Origin of the sequence: Novipirellula methanifontis (assembly GCF_052161655.1) — a bacterium.
Classification (GTDB): Bacteria; Planctomycetota; Planctomycetia; order Pirellulales; family Pirellulaceae; genus Novipirellula.
The window spans coordinates 2,670,668-2,692,195 of the sequence record NZ_CP197418.1; the positions used below are offsets into that span (position 1 = coordinate 2,670,668).

The 21,528-nt window shown below is 54.5% G+C and carries 16 protein-coding genes; 6 read left to right on the forward strand and 10 right to left on the reverse strand.

Annotated features, from left to right (window positions below; translation table 11 throughout):
• Nucleotides 1-870: 870 nt before the first annotated feature.
• Nucleotides 871-1,005, forward strand: a complete 135-nt coding sequence (locus SH528x_RS09330) for a hypothetical protein (protein WP_442510255.1) — start codon at nt 871-873, stop codon at nt 1,003-1,005.
• Nucleotides 1,006-1,651: 646 nt separating this feature from the next.
• On the opposite strand, the gene SH528x_RS09335 is transcribed toward SH528x_RS09330, so the two are convergent.
• The 7 genes from SH528x_RS09335 to SH528x_RS09365 form a co-directional block, all read right to left on the reverse strand.
• On the reverse strand, nt 1,652-1,837 hold the full coding sequence (locus SH528x_RS09335; RefSeq protein ID WP_442510256.1) for a type II toxin-antitoxin system HicA family toxin: 186 nt from the start codon (nt 1,835-1,837) through the stop codon (nt 1,652-1,654).
• Nucleotides 1,834-2,049: a type II toxin-antitoxin system HicB family antitoxin gene (locus SH528x_RS09340; protein ID WP_442510257.1), complete on the reverse strand. Its 216-nt coding sequence runs from the start codon at nt 2,047-2,049 to the stop codon at nt 1,834-1,836. The genes SH528x_RS09335 and SH528x_RS09340 overlap by 4 nt, the downstream gene beginning before the upstream one ends.
• Before the next feature lie 167 nt (nt 2,050-2,216).
• Nucleotides 2,217-2,603 carry a hypothetical protein gene (locus SH528x_RS09345; RefSeq protein ID WP_442510258.1) on the reverse strand — a complete coding sequence of 129 codons (387 nt, stop codon included), beginning with the start codon at nt 2,601-2,603 and terminating at the stop codon, nt 2,217-2,219.
• A gap of 163 nt (nt 2,604-2,766) precedes the next feature.
• Entirely contained in the window at nt 2,767-3,150 is a 384-nt protein-coding gene (locus tag SH528x_RS09350) for a hypothetical protein (RefSeq protein ID WP_442510259.1), read from the reverse strand.
• A 293-nt stretch (nt 3,151-3,443) separates the two neighbouring features.
• Entirely contained in the window at nt 3,444-3,797 is a 354-nt protein-coding gene (locus SH528x_RS09355) for a VOC family protein (RefSeq protein WP_442510260.1), read from the reverse strand.
• Between the two features lie 167 nt (nt 3,798-3,964).
• Nucleotides 3,965-4,273, reverse strand: a complete 309-nt coding sequence (locus SH528x_RS09360; protein WP_442510261.1) for a hypothetical protein — start codon at nt 4,271-4,273, stop codon at nt 3,965-3,967.
• Between the two features lie 280 nt (nt 4,274-4,553).
• Complete coding sequence (locus SH528x_RS09365) at nt 4,554-5,936, reverse strand: tyrosine-type recombinase/integrase (protein WP_442510262.1); 1,383 nt, start codon at nt 5,934-5,936, stop codon at nt 4,554-4,556.
• 1,806 nt (nt 5,937-7,742) lie between these two features.
• Here SH528x_RS09365 and SH528x_RS09370 point away from each other — a divergent pair.
• The 5 genes from SH528x_RS09370 to SH528x_RS09390 all read left to right on the forward strand — a co-directional run bounded on the left by SH528x_RS09370 (nt 7,743) and on the right by SH528x_RS09390 (nt 15,776).
• Nucleotides 7,743-8,807 (forward strand): CPBP family glutamic-type intramembrane protease, encoded by a 1,065-nt coding sequence (locus SH528x_RS09370; protein WP_442510263.1) that lies wholly within the window; start codon nt 7,743-7,745, stop codon nt 8,805-8,807.
• A 74-nt stretch (nt 8,808-8,881) separates the two neighbouring features.
• Nucleotides 8,882-11,911: a VWA domain-containing protein gene (locus tag SH528x_RS09375; protein WP_442510264.1), complete on the forward strand. Its 3,030-nt coding sequence runs from the start codon at nt 8,882-8,884 to the stop codon at nt 11,909-11,911.
• 245 nt (nt 11,912-12,156) lie between these two features.
• The gene (locus tag SH528x_RS09380) at nt 12,157-13,659 is read left to right on the forward strand and encodes an aldehyde dehydrogenase family protein (protein WP_442510265.1); all 1,503 of its coding nucleotides are present in this window, start codon (nt 12,157-12,159) and stop codon (nt 13,657-13,659) included.
• A gap of 157 nt (nt 13,660-13,816) precedes the next feature.
• A complete protein-coding gene (locus tag SH528x_RS09385; protein WP_442510266.1) occupies nt 13,817-14,152 on the forward strand; it encodes a hypothetical protein in 336 nt (111 codons plus the stop codon).
• 562 nt (nt 14,153-14,714) lie between these two features.
• Nucleotides 14,715-15,776 carry an NAD-dependent epimerase/dehydratase family protein gene (locus SH528x_RS09390; RefSeq protein ID WP_442510267.1) on the forward strand — a complete coding sequence of 354 codons (1,062 nt, stop codon included), beginning with the start codon at nt 14,715-14,717 and terminating at the stop codon, nt 15,774-15,776.
• Between the two features lie 43 nt (nt 15,777-15,819).
• Here the strand turns inward: SH528x_RS09390 and SH528x_RS09395 are convergent, their stop codons facing one another.
• From SH528x_RS09395 to SH528x_RS09405, 3 genes are all read right to left on the reverse strand, one after another.
• Complete coding sequence (locus SH528x_RS09395; protein WP_442510268.1) at nt 15,820-17,883, reverse strand: glycogen debranching protein; 2,064 nt, start codon at nt 17,881-17,883, stop codon at nt 15,820-15,822.
• A 103-nt stretch (nt 17,884-17,986) separates the two neighbouring features.
• Nucleotides 17,987-20,260, reverse strand: coding sequence for an ABC transporter permease (locus SH528x_RS09400; RefSeq protein WP_442510269.1), 2,274 nt, complete (start codon nt 20,258-20,260; stop codon nt 17,987-17,989).
• Complete coding sequence (locus tag SH528x_RS09405) at nt 20,257-21,393, reverse strand: HlyD family secretion protein (protein ID WP_442510270.1); 1,137 nt, start codon at nt 21,391-21,393, stop codon at nt 20,257-20,259. Before SH528x_RS09405 ends, SH528x_RS09400 begins: the two co-directional genes overlap by 4 nt.
• Nucleotides 21,394-21,528 lie beyond the last annotated feature (135 nt).

Consider the following 21,528-nt stretch of genomic DNA (forward strand, 5'->3'; position numbering starts at 1 on the left):
TGGGCAACGCCCCTCGCCAAACAGCGAAGGTGATCGCGGGTTTGTAGCAGACGGAACGCGACCGAATCGATTGATCTCGGCCCACCGAAAGACTCGCCAATAACCACAGCCGCGAACAGCGTAAAAACCAAGTTTAAGTGAGCCGCTTGGGACGTCCGATTTATTGCTTGTGACTTCATTGAGTGCTGAATGAGTGGAGGGTGGGACAAGTTCGCGAGGTGACCGGTGGGTCGTCGCAAAACCGACGAACTCCACTCAACAACTAATTTTGATTCAAACCTTCAATCGCGAACGACGACCCACCAGTCAAATGGTTTTGTTTGCCCCACCCTACATCAACTTATTAATCGCACGTTCCTCGCGGCGGGATGCTGCTGGACTTGTTGTTTCGGCGAAGGGATGGATTAGGCTTGTCTGTAGGGTGGTTGCCCTGGACAGTGACACATTCGTTACGAGCGGTTTAACGATGTCTCCGCTGACGAAAACGGAGCCCTAGGGCAATCGGCTGAGCGACGAAAAACACTAGGGGATCCAACGGTCGCATCATCCGAATAAATGACACGACCTCAGGGTGCAACCGTAATCGTCGATAAAACGACACACGATCTAGCCTTCCATCTTCTGATGTTCGCATCTGGCACTCCAAACCCCGAAGCGAAACGCTGTGAAGCATTTCTGAGTCGTGTTTTGCCAGGTCATCACAACCCGACCGCGTAAGCGAGGGACCGGCGCTGGTTCAAGAGTCCCTCGCTCACGCATTCGGGTTATGAAAAATGCTTCACAGCGTTGTCCCAAAGCGGCTCGCCTTGAACATGGGTTTGGGGTCAGGCTCGTACCTCGCTGACCCCAAACCCTAAGAAGTTGTCGGACATGTCGCTAGTTCGAGCGTTCTATTTGTTCGCCACGGACTTCCGTCTTCCCGATGTTGTTGATGCAACCATGGGGCGAGATATCGTGTTCGTACGAGTCTCCTATTCGCAGTCCGTCAACTTGGTCAGAGTTTAGAGTTACGCGAAATTTGGGGTCCCCAAAAAATCCGGGTGGAACGACATCACGCCAACTAACGTCGGAGCCGAGTTCCGCTGCACGCTCGATTGCGTATCGTATTGTTTCACAACGTATGTCAATTTCCGAGATTTGGACGGATATCGTAGTGGGCTTTGATATCTCAGTGCGATCCATCTTTTACTCATATGTCCGACAACGGAAGGTTTTTACGTCACCGCCGTAAACGCAGCAAGTGACTTTGTGTTAGTGAATTGTACCAACGCGAACGCCCGTTGCCTAAGAGCGAGGTGATCGCGAAGCAACTAGTGTAAAAATCATGTTGGCCGGCCGTTGAACCAACTTGATTTGCAGGCCACAAACGGCAGTCTCTATTAGTGCTTGATTAGAGATAATTAGTGTTCGGCGCAGCCACTTGTTTTGGGGAACACTAATCTACACTAATATCACACTAATCGGTGTCGATCCCGCACAGCAGAATTCCCGCCATCGGAAAATGCTAGGTCGCCACGCGGAAGCGTTTTTACGTCACCGCCGTAAACGAAGCGAGTGACTTTGTGTTAGTGAAATTGGACCAACGCAAACGCCCGATGCCAAAGAGCGAAGGTGTGCCGAAGGCCCCGGCGTAAAAAACATGTTGTGCGACCTACGGTTCTGGGATGCTAAGATCGCGACAAATCTTCCGTGCGAGGTGATCTGAGATTTCGCGATGACGAGGAACGGCCGAACGTGCACCGTTGACCGGATGCCCCCACCATGAATGACTGCCGCCCTCACGGATCAGGGCACAGCCGCAGTCCAGCAGATGCCGGATCAGATCACGACGTTTCACGGCTGGATCGCCACTTCTTCATAGGCCGCACCAGCGGCCTTTCGTGCATCCTCGCGGTTCATCTCGATTGCCTCGGCAAGCGCTTCGCGCAGATTGGCGATCAGTTCGTCACGAGTCGCACCCTGCGAGTTCACGCCGGGTACCTCTTCGATCCAGCCGATCCACCATTCGCCATCTTGACGAATGACAGCATTGTAGTTTGGAGTAAGCATTGGGGGTCCTTGAAGCAGGCCGCACAACGGGAGGTTTTTACGTCACCGCCTAAAACGAAGCGATTGACTTTTAGTAAGTGAAATTGTACCAACGCCATCGCCCGTTGCCAAAGAGCGAAGGTGATCGCGAAGCGACTAGCGTAAAAACCATGTTGTGCGACCGTGCACTATGAAGACGCCGGCCAAATGGTTGTCATGTTGGTCTTGAATGCGGGGAATGCGACGTCCGACCACCAGTTCGGTGCTAGATCGTAGTTTGAGGTCACAATGTCGAGGAACTCGCGGTAACCAACCATCTCCTCGTCAGTCTCAATATACGTGCCATCGCCTAGCTGCAGTTGAAGACAAATCAGATCGGTCGTTAAGAGGTCGCGTTTGAATGCGACGATTCCCGTGACGTTGGCCCACAGTGCTGCAATGGGCGGTGCCGTGTCCATCGCGAATCCAACAGCGTCGCTCGTGATCGTGACCGGCATCCAAGTTTCCAACTGATTCGATGAGGCCGCCCAACGGAAGGTTTTTACGTCGCCGTTCTCCACCGAAGAGAACGACATTGAACTACCAAAGATTCTACCAACACCAACGTCCGTCGCCAAACAGCGAAGGCGATCGCGGGCTGGCAGTAGATGGAAAGCGACCGAAGCGATTGAACATCGCCCACCGAAAACCTCTCCAATGACGACAGCCGCGACCTAGCGTAAAAACCATGTTGTGCGACTAGGTCCCGGCGTTCGGCTCAACGGATCGCCGACGGTTACGAACCCCAATGACGATCGCAGCGATCCCAAGCGGAAATGCGAGACCGAAAAGCGGTGACAATGCCGGAATCGAAATCCCCAGTCCAAGAAGTGAACAAAGACGATAGCTGCGGTTGCGTAAGAGATTGAAAGCCCCAACAAGAACAGACAGACTGAGGGCGATGCCGACGATGTGAGCGGAAAGTCCAATGGCGTGCGCCGCATCATGCGAAACGAAATCGTTGTTGCGTAGTGAAACAGCGAATCCAGCAGTATCGCGACCAATGACGCCCCAAAGTCCGGCGGCATGCGCCACGAGTCCGAGCGAGGCAACGATTAACAAGGATACGGCTACGAACTTCATTGCGGCTCAATATTAGGTTGTCTAGTCGCCCAACGGAAGGTTTTTACGTCGCCGTTCTCAACCGAAGAGAACGACATTGAACTATGACAGATTCTACCAAAGCCAACGCCCGTCGCCAAACAGCGAAGGCGATCGCGGGATTGCGTCAGATGGAACGCAAACGAAGTGATTGACCTTTGCACACCGAAAGACTCTCCAACGACGACAGCCGCGACCTTGCGTAAAAACCATGTTGCACGACCGGTGAAGTGCGAGACAAGTCTCCATCCGCAGACGGCCGCAAGGACAGCGCATCAGGCGCGGTAGAGTTCGACGGTGCGACCATCGGGATCGGCAACCAATGCCATATAGCCCCAAGGCGTATCACGTCCCGGTTTGATCACGCGACCACCAAACGCCACCACAGCATCGACAGCTGTGTCAGGATCGGCGATTGCGAATCCAAGACGCGTTGTAGAATCAACTGATTGATCGTCGGGCAGCGGGTAGATTTCGATGATGCCATCGCCGAGCGGCGCGGAGTGATGTAGCGGCCCCTTACCGTGCTGTTCCTCGGTGAAGGTCAGGCCCAGCGAACCGTAAAACGCGCAAACGGAGGCTACGTCGTGAGTCTTGAGGACGAGCAATCTCAGGGAAACGTCAGCCACGGGTTTCTTTGCGGTTAGGTCGTGCAACGGGAGGTTTTTACGTCACCGCCTAAAACGAAGCGATTGACTTTTAGTAAGTGAAATTGTACCAACGCCATCGCCCGTTGCCAAAGAGCGAAGGTGATCGCGAAGCGACTAGCGTAAAAACCATGTTGTGCGACCGTGCACTATGAAGACGCCGGCCAAATGGTTGTCATGTTGGTCTTGAATGCGGGGAATGCGACGTCCGACCACCAGTTCGGTGCTAGATCGTAGTTTGAGGTCACAATGTCGAGGAACTCGCGGTAACCAACCATCTCCTCGTCAGTCTCAATATACGTGCCATCGCCTAGCTGCAGTTGAAGACAAATCAGATCGGTCGTTAAGAGGTCGCGTTTGAATGCGACGATTCCCGTGACGTTGGCCCACAGTGCTGCAATGGGCGGTGCCGTGTCCATCGCGAATCCAACAGCGTCGCTCGTGATCGTGACCGGCATCCAAGTTTCCAACTGATTCGATGAGGCCGCCCAACGTAGTTATGTACGACTCGGTGTCGTACTTTATGGGGTGAGGCTCCACACTGGAGGCTCGCTTTTGGTTTTCCTGATTTTAAACAATTTCTGCTGGCGAGGTACAGATCGTTGCTGCAAATTCTTTCGGTTTGTGGAATGAGTTTTGGATTCCCCGCTGCCCTGCTTGCGAAATCGCAGCCAGCTTGTTTGTGGTAACGACGGTTTTTCTCATAGGCGCTGAGCTGCAACCTCCGAATGCAGCTCACTACTGTGGCGAATGTGGAGGGAGTTTTAAATACCGGCCGGTGATTTGCACTTGTAGCATTTTGAAAAAATTGGCGGTAGCAAATCGTTCCCGCTGTTCCCGCGTGAGCCAGCGGAGTGAGTCGCTCCACTGCTCCTCGTGCGGAATCGATAGTGTCACAAATCCTGGTCGCTCCATCGTCGCGGTGATGCCAGTGAAATAGATCGGGCGGTCCCCGTCCTGGACGGCGATCGTGACTCGGCTCGACAACAATTCGCCTGCCGAATCGTACTCGGGTTTGAAATGCAATCTCAAAAAGCCTGCCCGCTTTACTTCGCGAGTGTTGATCGGCTCGGGTGGGAGGCTCGAGTCGATCGCGGCGGTTGGGTCAAGGTCCGCATTGGAACTGATTTGATCCAGCGGACTGGGCAACATGCCTTCGCCCGGGCGAGCGATGTGGACGTAGATCGTGGTCGTTTCTAAATTCACATGTCCCAACGCCCGCTGAATGCGGCGAATGTCGCAGCCGTTTTCATAACTGTGCGTGGCGAAGCAGTGACGCAGGGTGTGCGGCGTGGCGTGTTTTTTGATTTCCGCAATATTCACTGCTCGGGCCATGATTCGCTCGGCGGTCCGTGGGGAAAGATGGCGACCTCGCTTCTCGCTCGGAAAAACATACTCAGACGCATCATAGTACTCGCCAAGGTTTTTCAGTAGCGGTCGGTAGCTATTGGGCAGTGTCACCGATCGATCGGCCCGTCCTTTGCCTTGCCAAACGCTAATCACCCCACGATCAAAATCGATGTCGCGATATCTCAATCGCACAACTTCACTGACCCGCATCCCGGTGGCATACATCAATCCCAAGCAGAGTTTGTCTCGCAGCGAGGGTGTTGCTTGCAGCAGTCGCTGGACCTCTTGCGTGCTAAGGATAACCGGTTTGCGTTTGGATTTCCTGGGTGTCGCGAGTCCAAGCGTGATTTCACGGAAACACATTTTGTCAAACACGGTACGGATGGCCGACAGATGTCCCGAGACGGTTTGGGAGTCGAGACCCGCATCCACGAGATACTCAAGGTAATCACGAACATGCTCGCGGGTAATCGCGTGCGGTGCGTTGCCAAACCATCGCAAAAATGATTTCAAATGACTGCGGTAATTGGATAACGTGTTGCGTCCATAAAAGCGAATTTTAATTTCTCGCTGAATGACACGCATGAATTCGGCCCCGGTGGGGCGAGCAGAATCGAGGTCGATCACCGCCAAACGGCTCGACAAGGTGTCTTCGATTGCATCGCGTGGCGCGTAGCGACCATGAGCCTGAGTGTACAATCGCCCATCGGTATAAACGCCAAGCCAACGAGTCGACAAGGGGTTCGTGCCGCTGTGAGAAGAAGCGTCCATTGCTTGAGTGCCCCCGCATTGGGTGAGAAAAGATGAGTCGCGTCGATCCGTCGCAAGAGGACTGGGATCGAAACGCAAAATCGGGGAACTAGCCTACCACACTTTTCGTGGCTTCCCTAAAAGATTTTGCCTTGCAAGCATTGCAGGAGGGGCGTAGTCGCCTCAGCTCCGCGAGAGACGTTTTGTTCGTCACTGACGCGAGGGAGATTGCAATGAACGATTGCCGATGAAGCGGTTTGCTGCGGCTGAATGAACGCTATCGGCTTGGAAAGCCGAGCGACAAGCGGACTGATGCGGGTGCTCTGGACCTTGTACTAGAAACTTTTAATCTTAATTCCGTCTGAGCAAACACAACTGGGTCGAGTGACAAGCGGAGAAGATTAAGATTAAGAGTAAGATTACGATTAAGAATCGGGAGCAGGCAAAGCCTGGAAGTTTTGAAATGAAGCAGGCCGAGATTCGCCGTGATCCGATTATCAAGACAAATCGCCTGATCGATCGTTCTCGGATTTCAAACGCTGAGTCGCGGAGAACGCAGAATGTCATGGTGGGGTGCTACCATTTTCTCTTGACAGGAACGGATCCAAGGCGATTTTGACAGCCGAATGTGGGACAGACGAATCGTCGCTCTGAATTCATTTGTCTGTCCCACATTCGTCTGTCAGAAATCAATCGTCGCTGCCTACAACCCGTTTATACTCGCACGCTCAACGGCGGGTCGCCGGTCACTCCCATCCATTTTCACTAGGTAAATGAACGTTTGCCGATGAAGCGGTGTGCTGCGGCTCAATGAACGCAATCGGCTTGGAAAGCCGAGCGACAATGGGCTGACGCTGGTGCTCTGGACCTTGAGCAAGTAACTCTTAATCTTAATCCCGTCTGCGCAAGCACAACTGGGGCGGATGACAAGCGGTGAAGATTAGGATTAAGAGTAAGATTAGGACTAAGAATCGGGACCAGGCAAAGCCTGGAAGTTTTGAGATGAATGAAGCCGAGATGCGCCGTGATCCGATTATCAAATCATGTCGTTTTGGCTGGATCGTGCTTGGGTTTCAAACGCGGAGAACGCCGAGAGTGATGGTTGGGCGCTACCGCTTTCTCTCGACAGAAACGGATCCAAGGCGATTTTGACAGCCGAATGTGGGACAGCCGAATCGTCGCTCTGAATTCATTCGTCTGTCCCGCATTCGTCTGTCAAAAAAACACTCGTCGCGGCCTACAACCCGCTCATACTCGCACGCTCAATGGCGGGTCGCCGGTCACTCCCATCCATTTTCACTAGGTAAATGAACGTTTGCCGATGAAGCGGTTTGCTGCGGGTGAATGAACGCAATCGGCTTGGAAAGCCGAGCGACAATGGGCTGATGCCGGTTCTCTGAACCTTCGGTCAGCAACTCTTAATCTTGATCCTACTCGTAATCTTAATCCCGTCTGCGTTAGCACAACTGGGCCGAGTGACAAGCGGAGAAGATTAGGAGTAAGAGTAAGATTACGATTAAGAATCCGAAGCAGGCCAAGCATGGAGGTTCTGGAATGAATCAGGCTCGTACCTCGCTAACCCCAAACGCGAAAACTCCCGTGGACGATGCCAACCGACCAGCGTTGAACCATTGCGACCGTTTTTCGAATATCGCCGCCCGGCCGTCTGCGAATATTTCGTCGGCGACATCGGAAACGTCGTGAATACCCGGCGACGGGTTTGTCGCGTACACTACGGGCTCGCCCAAAGCCCATCACGCAAACGGCCGTCAATGATGTCACGGTTTGGAGCCGTTTTCCGCGTGCGATCTCTAGGAAATATCGACCATGGACCCTTGTCCGCCTGAAGACGATCAAACTCGAAACCCCGACTCAGACGCCGGTACGAGGCCGAATGCTGATCTGCCGCATGCCCCGCCCCCTTTCGGATCGCAACCACTCGAACCAGCCAACCCCTATGCTCCGGCGCCGTCACATCCTCTTTCCGAGGTGGATGAGCTTGCTCCGCCGCCGATCGGCTCGATCGAACTGTCCCCCGAACGCTTTCGCTGGTGGACCACCATCGCCGTGGTCGCTGCCTCGTTGGGCGTCTTTTTGTTCGTCAGCATGGTCACCTCTGTACTCGCGTTCTTGATCGTTCATGGCGGTTTCAACGCCGAATTGGTTTCGGATCCCAACGCGTTGGGCGATGTGATGAAGTCGCGAATCGGAATCGTGATGATCATCTTGATTCCGCAATTGGCCATGATCGTGCCATCATTGTTCGCCGCGATACTGTCGCCTGTGGAAACACGCAAGCGGCTGTCGTTGGTCCGCGGGCGCTGGCCCGTCTGGGTCTGGTTCGCTGCCGCATTTGCCACGCCGCTGGTGGGACTGATCTCGTCGCTCGTCGTCGGTGGTTTTATGGAAGAGAGCGAGAGTTTAAAGGTAATGAGCGAGGCGTTTCGTTTCCACGGCCAGAACGGATTCCTAATTCCAATCGCATTGTTGATCGGAGCGACGCCGGCGCTGTGCGAAGAGATCCTGTTTCGCGGTTATGTGCAGACGCGGTTGACCAAATCGTTTGGTCCGCTATCCGGCATTTTGGTTTCGTCGTTCTTGTTCGCCGCCTTCCATATGGACTTTGTGCACATTGTCGCCGTATTTCCGCTGGGCGTTTATCTGGGCTTTTTGTCATGGAAAAGCGGGTCGCTGTTTCCCGCGATGCTGGCCCACTTTGTCAACAATGTGATCAGCGTCGTGGCGGTCTGTTTAGCACCCGCCGATAAGACCGACGTGCTGGGGATGCCAAGTATCGCAATCTCGGTTTTCATCCTGGGATTTGGTATAGTGGGCATTGCCGCCGTCTTCTTCGCCTCGGTTTATTACCGTGAACCGGAATCGATCGCGTAGAGTGGCGGCGGAATGACAATGCTACCGATGACAGGCTGGAAGCCTACCCCACACTTTTGGTTGACAATCTGCCCATGATGCTTCCCACGCGACTCGGTTTCGACCAGCCCGGCTACTTGTGGTTGCTGCTATTTTTGCCACTGTTGTGGTGGTACGGATTCCGCTCGCTCGGAGCCTTGGGGCCGTTTCGCCGTGGCTTCGCGTTGCTATTTCGCACCGTCGTCTGGACTGGCATCGTACTGGCGCTGGCCGGAGTGCAATTGGTTTGGGTCAGCGACCGAGTGACGGTGATGTACTTGCTGGACCAAAGCGAAAGTATCCCGCGAGTCAAACGCCAAGTGATGCTGGAATACGTGATTCGGAATGTCAAGCGGCATCGTGACGGGGCGCGCGAAGACCGTGCGGGGATCGTGGTTTTTGGACGCGACGCGTCGATCGAGATCCCGCCGTTTGATGACGACATTCCGCCGTTACGTCGGCTGGAAAGTTTGCGTGACCGGACCGATGCGACCAATTTGGAATCGGCACTGAATCTGGCTCAGGCGTCGATGCCCGAAGATACGTCTCGCCGCATCGTAATTGTCACCGATGGCAACGAGAACATCGGGCAAGCTCGCAAGTTGGCAGCGCGAGCGGCCCAAGCTGGGATCGGAATCGATGTCGTTCCTGTGATCATCGATACGAAGAGTGAAGTCTTGGTCGAAAAGATCGACTTGCCCGACAACATCCGCAAAGGACAGCCGTTCGAGGCGCGGATCGTGGTCAGCAATTATTCCGAGGCAGGAACTGGCGAACCGGTCGAAGGGAAATTGCGAGTCAAACAGCGAGTCGGAGGCCAAGAATCGTTGCTGTTAGAGCAATCGGTAACACTGGATTCTGGAAAAAATGTCTTCCCGCTTCGCCATCAAATCGAGCAACCGGCGGGCTACACCTACGAAGCCGAATTTGTTCCCGACGCGGCCGACGATGACGGCATCCGCCAAAATAATAGTGCAACGGCCTATACCTATGTCCGAGGCAAAGGACGTGTGTTGCTGATCGAAGACAAATCGCATATCGGCGACTTTGATTTAATGACCGACGCGCTGCGGGATGCGAACATCGAAGTGGTCCAGCAGCCGAGTGACGAATTGTTCGGTTCGCTGGCGGAACTGCAAGCGTATGACGCGGTGATCTTGGCGGGCGTGCCACGAGCCGCGGGCGACAGTAGCGAACAAATCTCGTCCTTCACCGACGAACAGATCGATATGCTCGTTCGCAACACGCAGCAACTTGGCGCGGGGCTACTAATGATCGGCGGTCCCGAGGCGTTCGGGGCGGGCGGATGGTCGGGCACCGAGCTAGAAAAGGCGATGCCGGTCGACTTCAAAATCAAAAACACCAAAATTCAAGCGGTCGGAGCACTGGCGTGTATCATGCACGCCAGCGAGATGGCCGAAGGTAACCATTGGCAAAAAGTGATCGCGCGGGCGGCCGTAGAACAACTTGGTCCAGCCGACTACGCCGGCGTCCTGCACTGGACCATGACGGGCGACGCGTGGCTGTGGGGCGGTCGCAACGGACTGCTCGAAGTGGGCCCAAACCGCAAGGCGATGTTGACCGCGATCGGACGCATGACCCCGGGCGATATGCCGCAATTTGATCCTGCGATGCGAATGGCGGTTGCCGGTCTGACTCGCACCCCCGCTTCGACCAAGCACTGTATCATCATCAGCGACGGCGACCCGAGCGATCCGTCACCCGGCACCATCAGCTCCTTCAAAACCAATAACATCACGATCAGCACCGTGGCGGTCGCGTCGCATGGTTTGACCGAGAGTGCGCGGTTACGCAAGATCGCCCAAGACACCGGGGGCAAGTACTATCAAGCCGCCAGCGGAAAAGCACTGCCGCGAATCTTTCAGCGTGAAGCTCGTCGAGTGTCACGGCCGTTGGTCTACGAGCCGCCTGGGGGAGCGAACCCACAGGTCATTTTTCCGCACGCGATGCTCGAGGGCGTCGATCGTGTGCTGCCGAACATCAATGGCTTTGTGTTGACGCAGACCAAAGACAGCCCGCTGGCTCAAGTTTTGATCCAATCGCCGAAACCTGATTCACCCGAGAACGCCACAGTGTTAGCGGTGTGGACCTACGGACTGGGACGTACCGCGGTGATGACCACCGATGCGGGAGCACGCTGGGCCGCCGATTGGACCGAGTGGGCAGGCTATGACAAGTTTTATGCGCAATTGGTCCGTTGGTTGATGCGGCCGACCGGCGACACTGGGAAATTTTCGATCGCAACGCAGGTCCGTGATGGCGAGGTCCAAGTTGTCGTCAATGCTTTGGATCAAGACGATTCATTTCTGAACTTTTTGGATATGAATGCCTCGGCGCTCGATCCGAGTTTGCAACCGGTACCGCTGAGAATGCGGCAAACCGCGCCCGGCCGATACGTTGGATCGTTTCCGGCGGACGAAACCGGCAGCTATTTTGTCAACGTGGTCCCTGGACCGGGGGCGTCACCGCTGACCACCGGCGTGACGGTTCCGTACAGCGACGAGTTCCGCGTGCGAGAAACCAATCGAGCGTTAATGGAATCACTGGCCGCACTGACACCACGCGGCGGCGAACCGGGCGAGGTGACACCGCCGCTAGAGAATCAACTCAGTGAGTCGCTAGTCGATACCAACGCCTTTCGTGGCGGTTTAGCATTGGCGAGAAGTTTTCGTGATGTGTGGCCTTGGTTCGTCTTGGCTAGCTGTGGACTGTTTCTTGGCGACGTATTCGTTCGTCGGGTGGCAATCAATTTGGATTGGATTGGCCGAACCGTCGATCGGATGCGAGGGCAGAAAGACGATCGCGACGCCAAAGTGACCGCCCGGCTTGATGCACTACAAAAGAGCAAAGACTCGCTCGGCGATTCCCTTGAGCGGCGGCGTGCCAGCGTGCGGTTCGAGCCTACAGAAATGGAGGGGACACCAGTCGATACATCAACGATTAGCGGCCCTCGCAGCGAAGCGAAACCGGTTGCCGAATCCAAACCAGAATCGGCGGGACCGAGTTACACCGAGCGCTTGTTGGAAGCCAAGCGAAGAGCCAATAAGGACAAGGGCGAGTCGTAGTTGTAGTATGTAAAAATACTTGTCAGGCGTTAGTGCTTGGCATTCAATAGATGTAGAGTTGCCTATATTTCGCAAGCACACAAGTGAAGGCTGCTTTGTTCGGGGTAGCGAAACTCGCGGAGAGTTTCGGCCTGCACATGAATTGCCGAAAGTCTTGGCGACTTTCGCTACGACTGTACCCGAAAATCAGATTGCGCCTCCAAAACTAAGACTACTGTCCAGTACAAAATCCGAAGGAGTGACCGATGTCCATCGCAACAAACTCACCGATCCCCGCTTCGCTACAGTCGTTCCTGAGTTCGCCCAAGAAAATGTTGATTGGCGGCAAATGGGTCGACGCCAAAAGCGGCAAGACATTCGACGTTTATGACCCTGCAACCGATCAGGTTGTCGCTCAAGCTGCTGAGGGGGAAGCGGCGGATGTCGAGTTGGCTGTCGCCGCGGCGAGAAAGGCATTCGACCAAGGTCCGTGGTCGAAAATGGGCGGATCAGAGCGTTCGCGTTTGATCTGGAAAATCGGTGAACTGATCGAAGAACACGCCGACGAGTTGGCTCAGATTGAAACGCTCGACAATGGCAAACCGTTCGCCGTGGCCAAGGCGGCTGACGTCGCGTTGGCGGCCGACATGTTTCGCTACATGGCCGGTTGGGCCACCAAGATCGAAGGCAACACGATCCCAATTAGTTTGCCCTACGCTCCCGGCGCCGAGTTTCATGCGTTCACACTACGAGAACCCGTTGGGGTCGTCGGCCAGATCATTCCATGGAATTTCCCGCTACTGATGGCCGCCTGGAAATTGGCGCCAGCGTTAACGACCGGTTGCACCGTAATCCTGAAGCCTGCCGAGCAGACTCCGTTGTCGGCGTTGCGATTGGGCGAATTGATCGCCGAAGCAGGAGTACCGGATGGCGTCGTCAATATTGTCACGGGCTTTGGTGAAACGGCCGGGGCCGCGATCGCGTCGCACGACCAAATTGACAAGGTCGCGTTTACAGGATCCACCGAAGTGGGCAAGTTGATCATCAATGCGGCCACCGGCAATTTGAAACGCGTCAGTCTCGAACTTGGGGGCAAGAGCCCCAATGTGATCTACGACGACGCCGATCTGGATTCCGCGATCGCCGGTGCGGCGGACGCGATCTTTTTTAATCAAGGCGAGGTATGTAGCGCAGGCTCACGGCTGTTTGTACAGAAAGGCGTCTACGACGAAGTGGTTGCTGGGGTCAGTGAGATCGCAAAGAACTTGAAAGTCGGCAGCGGATTTGATGCCTCGACTCAGATGGGCCCGCTCGTTTCTCGAGAACAATTCGATCGCGTCACGGGCTTTTTGAAAGCCGGAGTAGCCGAAGGAGCCGAGGCGTCCGCGGGCGGCTCGGCACTGGATCGCCCAGGCTACTTTGTTCAGCCGACGGTACTGAAAAACGCTTCGGAGGAGATGTCGGTGGTGCGTGAAGAGATTTTTGGACCGGTGGTTGCGGCGATGCCGTTTAGCGATGAGGCCGAGCTTGTCGGTCAAGCCAACAACACCGCTTACGGATTGGCGGCAGGCATTTGGACGCGTGACATTTCCAAGGCGCATCGGTTTGCCAAAGCGGTTAAAGCCGGTTCGGTATGGATCAATTGTTACAGTGTGTTTGATGCTGCGTTGCCATTTGGCGGTTACAAACAATCCGGTTGGGGCCGCGAGATGGGGCACGCGGTATTGGAAAATTATTTGCAAACCAAGTCCGTTTGCGTCAGTTTGTAAGTTGTTGGCCGGATCTGCGTCGCAACCGCGACTTGATTCGGCCTACATCGTTTTGATTCACACTACAGGCCCTGCCGTGGCATCAAAATTGCACTGTTTTAAAGAATTGGCTTTGCTAGTCGACTTTTGACTCGAAAACCAACTCGAAGGTGCAGAAATGATTGACCAATTTGTGAAATCCCAGTGGGAACTCCTCTGCGATCACCTCCGCCAGTGTGCGGGAGCAATCGCCGAGACGGAATCCGATAAGGCTGAATTTCTAAAGCAGGCCGAAGCATTTGCTAATCTCGAGCCGCCCCATCGCTATCCCGATCTGCTTAAGAAAACAGCCGACGCGGCCGAACTGGCGGTTCGCTGGCAACAGGTCCGCGGTGACAAAACGTCGGCTACCGAATCCGCGGTGCATGCGCACGAGGAAGAGATGATTGACGAAGCGTCGGACGAGAGTTTTCCCGCAAGTGATCCGCCCTCCTTTAGTCATGCTCACGCGTAATCCGTATTTGGAAATGGCGTCAGTGCCCTGAGCGGCATGGGAAGAGGCGGATAAATTCACCGCGCAGAAATGCACAGCTCGATGGCGCGAACGTGCAAGTTCGCTCAAGCCATAGGAGACGTTCGTGTCGACATCGCCGCCATGGCGATGCAGAGCACAACGCGAACGCTGACCTTGGTTTCTCGTGCTGCGGACCAAAAAACACGGCATGACCCTATCGCATGGCGGTTCAGATTGATAAAAATCCGCAAAAAAAACTGTGCCCAGTCAAATTGGGGGAGTAGACTCAGAGGTACCGGCGTCGACGAACGCGTGTGTGACATCGTCGGTGAATCGCGAAACAACGCAACTCTCAACCGCAATGGATACGGTTCACGGCAGCGAGTGATACGTTGATTCAGTCAACAAACATTTTTCGCAAGACCATGCCTCACTGTGCTGCCCACCATGGCACAGTCTTTGCAAAGGCATTCGATCGATGATGGTGTAGTTTTAGTGTCGAGGTGGAGCCCTTGGCCAGTGTTGGTATCTCAAGTTGAACTTCTTTGATAGGGGCAGACCAATGGCACATTCTTTGGTGACAGGCGCGACTGGGTTCATAGGTGCTCATTTAGTTCGCGATCTGACGCGACGTGGACATGAGGTCACTTGTCTGGTCCGCGACCATTCTGATCGCAGTCAACTCGAACCGTTTGCTCCTCGATTTGTGGTCGGTGATGTCACGGACCCAAATTCAATCACTCGTTCGCTCGATGGGATTGATGAGGTCTACCATTTGGCGGGAGTCACCAAGTGTTTACGTACTCGCGAATTTGCTCGGGTCAACGAACAGGGCGTCGCTAATGTCTCAGCGTGTTGCGCGCGGCGTGATCAGGCTCCTGTCTTAGTGGTCGTTTCCTCGCTTGCTGCTGCGGGGCCTTCCCAGGGTTCCGAGCCTCGTACTGAAACGGACACCCCCAACCCTGTTTCTCACTACGGTCGCAGCAAACTCGCCGGAGAACGAGCCGCGATGCAGTTTGCTGCGGATGTGCCGACAACCATTGTGCGGCCGCCGATCGTGATGGGACAGGGAGATCATGACGGCTTAGAAATGTTCAAAACGGTCGCAAAATTCGGGTTCCACTTGGCTCCCGGTTTCAATGACGATTATGTTTCGGTCATCCACGCCGAAGACCTTAGCAAGGCACTTGTGATGGCGGCGAGCCAAGGACGTCGCGTATCGACGAATCCCGATGACTCGACCGGAATCTACTTTGCTGCTGACGCCGAAAATCCGACCTATGCCGAACTTGGGCGCATGATCGGCCGATCGCTCGGACGTTACCATGCCTGGGTGATTCGCAGCCCCAAGGCAGCAGTTTGGGGTATCGCCGCCATTAATGAGATTGTTTCGCAAGTCGTCCGACATCCGAACATTCTCAACCTCGACAAAGCAAGGGAAGCGACGGCCGGCTCCTGGACCTGCTCCTCTGCGGCACTGAATCGAGACACCGGCTTCGTCCCCGATCAACCGTTGCAACAACGAATATCTCAGACGGCCAAGTGGTATGTCCAGCAAGGCTGGTTGCAGGCACCACGCCAGATGCAGCCGATATTGAAGGGACATCACCCTACAGTCTCTTAAGAAGTCATCTGACTCTTAAGGAAGTCATCTGGGAACAACGTCGCTAGCGGTTCGCCGCTGCGATTAACACCACGACCGAATGAGCATTGACGTGGTAGCTCGACGCGTTGACAACCTCGGCGTCGGTGTCGATGAAATCATAGGGACTCGGCTGTGACGAATCGACCACCCGATGCCACGTACCAATCGCGTGTTCGAAAATCCCAAAATCGACGGCATCGGTTCCCGCATTGATCATCACATAGATGTCCGCATCTTGTTGCGACGCGCCGTGTAGGCAGAACGCGAGCTGATTAGATGATTCGGACATATCCACATGATGGCTCGCGCCGTACCACCTCACGTCGTCTCGCCAAAACCGCGAACGGCTGATCGACGGATGCGATTTACGGAAAGCGATCATCCGTTGAAAGAAGCGAAAGATTGCGTCGAATTCTGTTCGCCTTGACCAATCGAGCCAACTCGTTTCGTTGTCTTGATTGTACGGGTTGTTGTTGCCGTGTTGCGTTTGCATGAACTCGTCCCCCATGCGAAACATGGGCGTCCCGTTGGATAGCATCAGCAAACAAATAAAGTTTTTGATTTGTTGTTGGCGAAGTTTCATCACTTCGCTGGGCACCGCATCGTCCCCTTCCCATCCGCAATTCCAGCTTGATTCGTTGGATCCGTCAGTGTTGTTGTTGCCGTTGGCCCAGTTGCGTTTTTGGTCGTAGCTGACCAAATCGGATAGCGTGAATCCATCATGTGAGGTGATGTAATTAACGCTCAGCGCTGGTTGGTAAGCGTGCATCCGATCGTCGGGAAACAAATCGGCACTGCCGTACAATCGAGTCATCAACTCAGCAACCAATCCCTTGTCGCCGCGGACGAATTGCTGCAACGTATCTCGGTAGCGAGCGTTCCACTGCATCCATCGTTGGCCTGGGAATTTTTGGCCGAGTTGGAATTCACCGTCGGCGTCCCAAGGCTCAGCAATCAATCGATTGTTTGAAAGGTCGGCATCGGTTCCGATTTCACTAACGATCGGTGGATCTTTTAAGTTGATCGAGCCGTCTGAATTGCGAGTGAACACCGATGCCAAATCGAATCGGAACCCGTCGACGTGCATTTGCGAATCCCAAAAACGCAGGCTATCGACGATGTGCCGTCGCACTGCACGGTTCGCCGTGTGCAACGTGTTTCCGGTTCCGCTATAGTTCGCAAACGGAGCGTCGGGGTTACCAGTAATGATGTACGCAGAACTGTTGTCGATGCCCTTGAAACTATAGACCGGGCCTTGATGGTCACCTTCGCAGGTGTGGTTGTAGACAACGTCCAAAATCACCTCGATCCCTGCACCATGCAACGCCTTTACCATCGTGCGAAACTCGTGCTGCTGCTGACACGCCCCCGGAACCGTTGCATAAGCATGATGCGGTGAAAAGAAATTGAGCGGCATATAGCCCCAATAATTATGATCGTCGGGATCAAATTGAAAGACTGGCATCAGCTCGACTGCGGTTACACCTAACTCGACAAGGTACGGAATTTTGTCGACAACACCAAGAAAGGTACCGCGATGCGCATCAGGAACGCCTGAGTTGGGATTCTGAGTGAACCCTTTCACATGCAGTTCATAAATAACGAGATCCGAATCGTGACGCGGTTGTTGATCATCACTCCAATCGAATCCGCAGAGTTCTGTCGGCAGCACTCCTAGCGGAGCACGGCCGGCATTGGATCCGGGTTTACAGGCGGCTTCACGGCTGAACTCCTTAGGAAAATAAACGCTGTGGGCGGAGGGATCGAGCAAAATCTTTTCAAAGTCGAAACAGTGCCAATCGTAACCGGGTTGCGGCGGAGGCCCGTCGACGCGATACGCATAGTACTTTGCGTCGCGGGCAGCTTCGCGGTTGACGCGACAATGCCAGACCGGCCCTGATTTGTTCTTTAAATAGTCAAGCGACACATCCAAGACAGGTTGGACTAAATCCGAATTGGAATACAGCAGCAACCTCACCTCCTCGGCGTGCTTGGAATAAAGTGCGAAATTAAACGCCTCGTCCTCTTCGACCCAAGTCGCACCAAGTATCGATGGCGTGCCTTCAACTTTCTCCCAACGATTCATCACAGCATGAACTCCGCTCAACTCAAAGAAAAACACGGTTGTGTGGGGACGCGTCTAAACATTCAACGTCCTCGATGGCACGCAAATCGGATACTGCAACGGCTTATCCGCTCAGTCGCTTTTGGAATCTTGCCACGCTGAGCGTCAGGACGACGGCACCACAAATGGTCAGCCCAATCACCCACGGCATCAGGTCAATAATGTCTGCACCGCGGAGTACGACGCCGCGAAGTATTTCGATGTAATACGTCACGGGGATCGCAAACGTAACCAGGTATATCGGCAGCGGCATTTCGCTGCGGGGAAACACAAAGCCCGACAACAAGACCGAAGGCAACATGATCACAAAGGCAACCTGGAATGCTTCGAGTTGGGTTTTGGCGATCGTCGAAACCAATAACCCCAAGGCCAACGAGCAAACCATAAACAACATCGACAACCCAAGCAGCAACGTGATGCTGCCTCGAATCTCAACTCCGAACACATAGATCATCACGACCATTACGGTCAGTAGCGAAACGAAGCCCACCAACGCGTACGGCATCAACTTGCCTAGCAACAATCCGGTGCGGCCCACCGGCGTGACGAATAATTGCTCTAACGTGCCAAGTTCCCGTTCGCGAACAACGGCGAACGAAGTCAGGAACAGGGTGACCAATTGCAGGATAATTCCGACCAACCCAGGGACAAAGAAATGAGAGCTGTCCAAATCGGGGTTATACAACATGCGTGTTCGCACTTCGATCGGTAGCGTGCCAGAACCGGACGCGTCGCGGGCGGGAGCCAATTGCAAAGCGTCTCCCTTTTTGCGTGCCAACTGGATCGACAAATTCATGCCTAGCAGTTGTGCCGTACTTTGTGCCGTCGTCGCCACTTGCGAATCACTGCCATCAATCAAAACTTGCAAACGTGTTTGTTCGCCTCGCAGCAATTGATCGACGTAATTCGGTGGGATGCGGATGCCCACTTTTGCGTTGCCCGACGAAAGCGATCGCTGAAACGATTCTTCGTCCCACACGTGGCCGGTGATTTGGAAACGACGCGTATTTTCAAACGCTGCGGTTAGCTCTCGCGACATCTGACGGCCATCCATGTTAAAGACGACCGTCGGGATGTGTTCGATCTGAGTGTCAATCGCGTAACCAAAAATGATCGTTTGCATCGCTGGGATCACCAGCATGAAGAACAACGTGGTCGGTTGACGGCGAATGTGCACCAATTCTTTGAGCAACACTGCCCACAACCCGGTCCACGTCCCGTGAGGGGTAGAAGTTGGATCAGTAACCGAATTCTGCAAAGAGTTTAGTGGGGCGGGTGCGCTGGACGCTGCAGGCAAATGAACGTCATCCGAGGCGAGTGGTTCCGAGGTTTCGGTTGATTCGGCCTCCGCACTCGATCGCCGCTCTGCATTGCGAGTCAACGTGACAAACACATCCTCCAAACTGGGTGCGATTTCACGCGTCTCTTCCGCGGGTGAAATGCCTAGTTGACGCAGCACATCAGCGGGCGAGCGAGTTTGATCCATCAGCACGTGGATCGTCTCTCCGAACAATGTCGCGTCATGAACTTCGGGGACCTGACGCAGCGACACCAAGTGACGCGCCGGACTGGGCAACCGAATTTCGAACCTCTGCGTTCCCGCCGGATTCACTTCGGGCAATTCTTTCAATTGATGAGGCTTGCCAAGGACCAATAGCCGCGATTGATAGATATAACCGACTTCGCTGCATCGCTCGGCCTCGTCCATGTAATGCGTCGTGACAAACAGCGTCACCCCACGGCCAGATAACTCGAACAACAAATCCCAAAGCTGCCTGCGTGCGACCGGATCAATGCCCGCGGTCGGCTCATCGAGAAACAAGACTTCGGGTTCGTGAATCAACGAACACGCCAGAGCCAATCGCTGTTTCCAACCGCCGGACAGCGTACGAGCTAATTGAGGTAATCGATTTCCCAACCCAGTTAAGTTGAGTACTTGCTCGCGACGCTGCGCCAATTGATCGGAATCGAGCCCGTAAATGCGGCCGTAGAAATCGAGGTTCTCTTGCACCGACAAGTCGCCATACAGACTGAATTGTTGCGACATGTAACCCACGCGTGGCTTGATCCGTTCGGCGTCGCTGCGGATATCCATCCCAAGCACCTGAGCATCACCACCACTCGGCGGCAAGATGCCAAGTAACATGCGAATGATCGTCGATTTCCCGCTGCCGTTGGGTCCCAGCAGACCAAAGATCGATCCGCGATGCACCGAAAAACTGACGTCACGCACGGCCACCAGCGAACCGAAAGAACGCGTTAGCGACTGAACATGAATGACGGGGGAAGCATCGGGATCAGCACGCAGGGGCGACGGCAACGCAGACGATGGATTCATTCGTCGGCACCCGCGGAATCCAACCAAACGTCAGCCATCAAACCGGGACGCAATTGATCCGAGGGATCGTCGATGGTCACCTTGATGCGAAAAACTTGCTTGGACCGTTCCTCGAGCGTCTGCACATTGCTGGGCGTGAATTCCGCTTGTCGTGCAACAAACGAGATCGTTCCCATAAGCGGTTCATCGGGAAAACTATCGAGGGACAAACGCACCTTTTGTCCAATACTGACGCGAACACGGTTTTGAGGCACATAGGCTCGGATCCAAAGCTGATCTCGGTCCAACATCGACAACACCGGTGCCCCGGGGGCCACCATGTCGCCCGGTTGCAAATCCAATGCTTCGATCACCCCATCGATCGGGCTTTTGATCCGCAGTTCTTCTTTTTGACGCCGGATCGCATCGAGCTCCGCCTGCGCTGCATCACGTGATGCCTTGGCTTGTTCGATTTCCTCAGGACGATAACCGTGAAGCATCAGTTGCCAAGCTTGGCGTGCCTGTTCGACATTCGCCGCCGCCTCACGCAGCTCTTCTTCGCGTGTGCCGGCTTCCAGTAGACGAAGTTCTTGTTGTCGAACAACGACGTTCGCCGCAGCCGCCTCGAGTGCTTCTTTGGAATTGTCGAGTTCCTGAGAGGAAACCGCATTATTGCGAGCCAGTTTCGATTGTCGCTCGAAGGTTTGTTCGGCGAGCCGTTTGGCGGTTTCAGCGAGCACCAACCGGCCTCGCGCGGCTTCGATTTCCTCCTTGCGAGGCCCCTGGGTCAACAGATCGAGTCTCGCTTGTAATTGATCCAATCTCGCTTTGCCTTGCAGTTTTTCTTCTTCTCGAAATCCTGCAACGAAACGAGCCAGATCGGCTTCGCGTGCGGCGAGTGCAAACTCAAGTTGGGCTTCGCGTTCCAAAAGATCAAAGGGCTCCAGTTCCACCAGCACATCGCCGCTCTTCACCGCTTCACCTTCCTCGACCAGGACGCGAGCAACTCGTCCGCCAACACGAGAGCCGAGCCGAATCTCGTCGGCTTCGATGACGCCCGAAACATGGGCGGGCTCCGGTGACCATTTGCTATAGAACACCAAGGCAACAAGCACACCGATGAACAAGCCGACAAAAATTAATCGCTTGGTCATGCGGGTTGCCTCTAAAGAATCGCTATTTGTTATCACTGCGAAATCTTATTCTCGCAGAAAACGCAGGCGATAACTACATGCGAACCAAGATCAGCCTTGACGCGCGAACGCAACAATTTGTTGCGTGTTGACCGC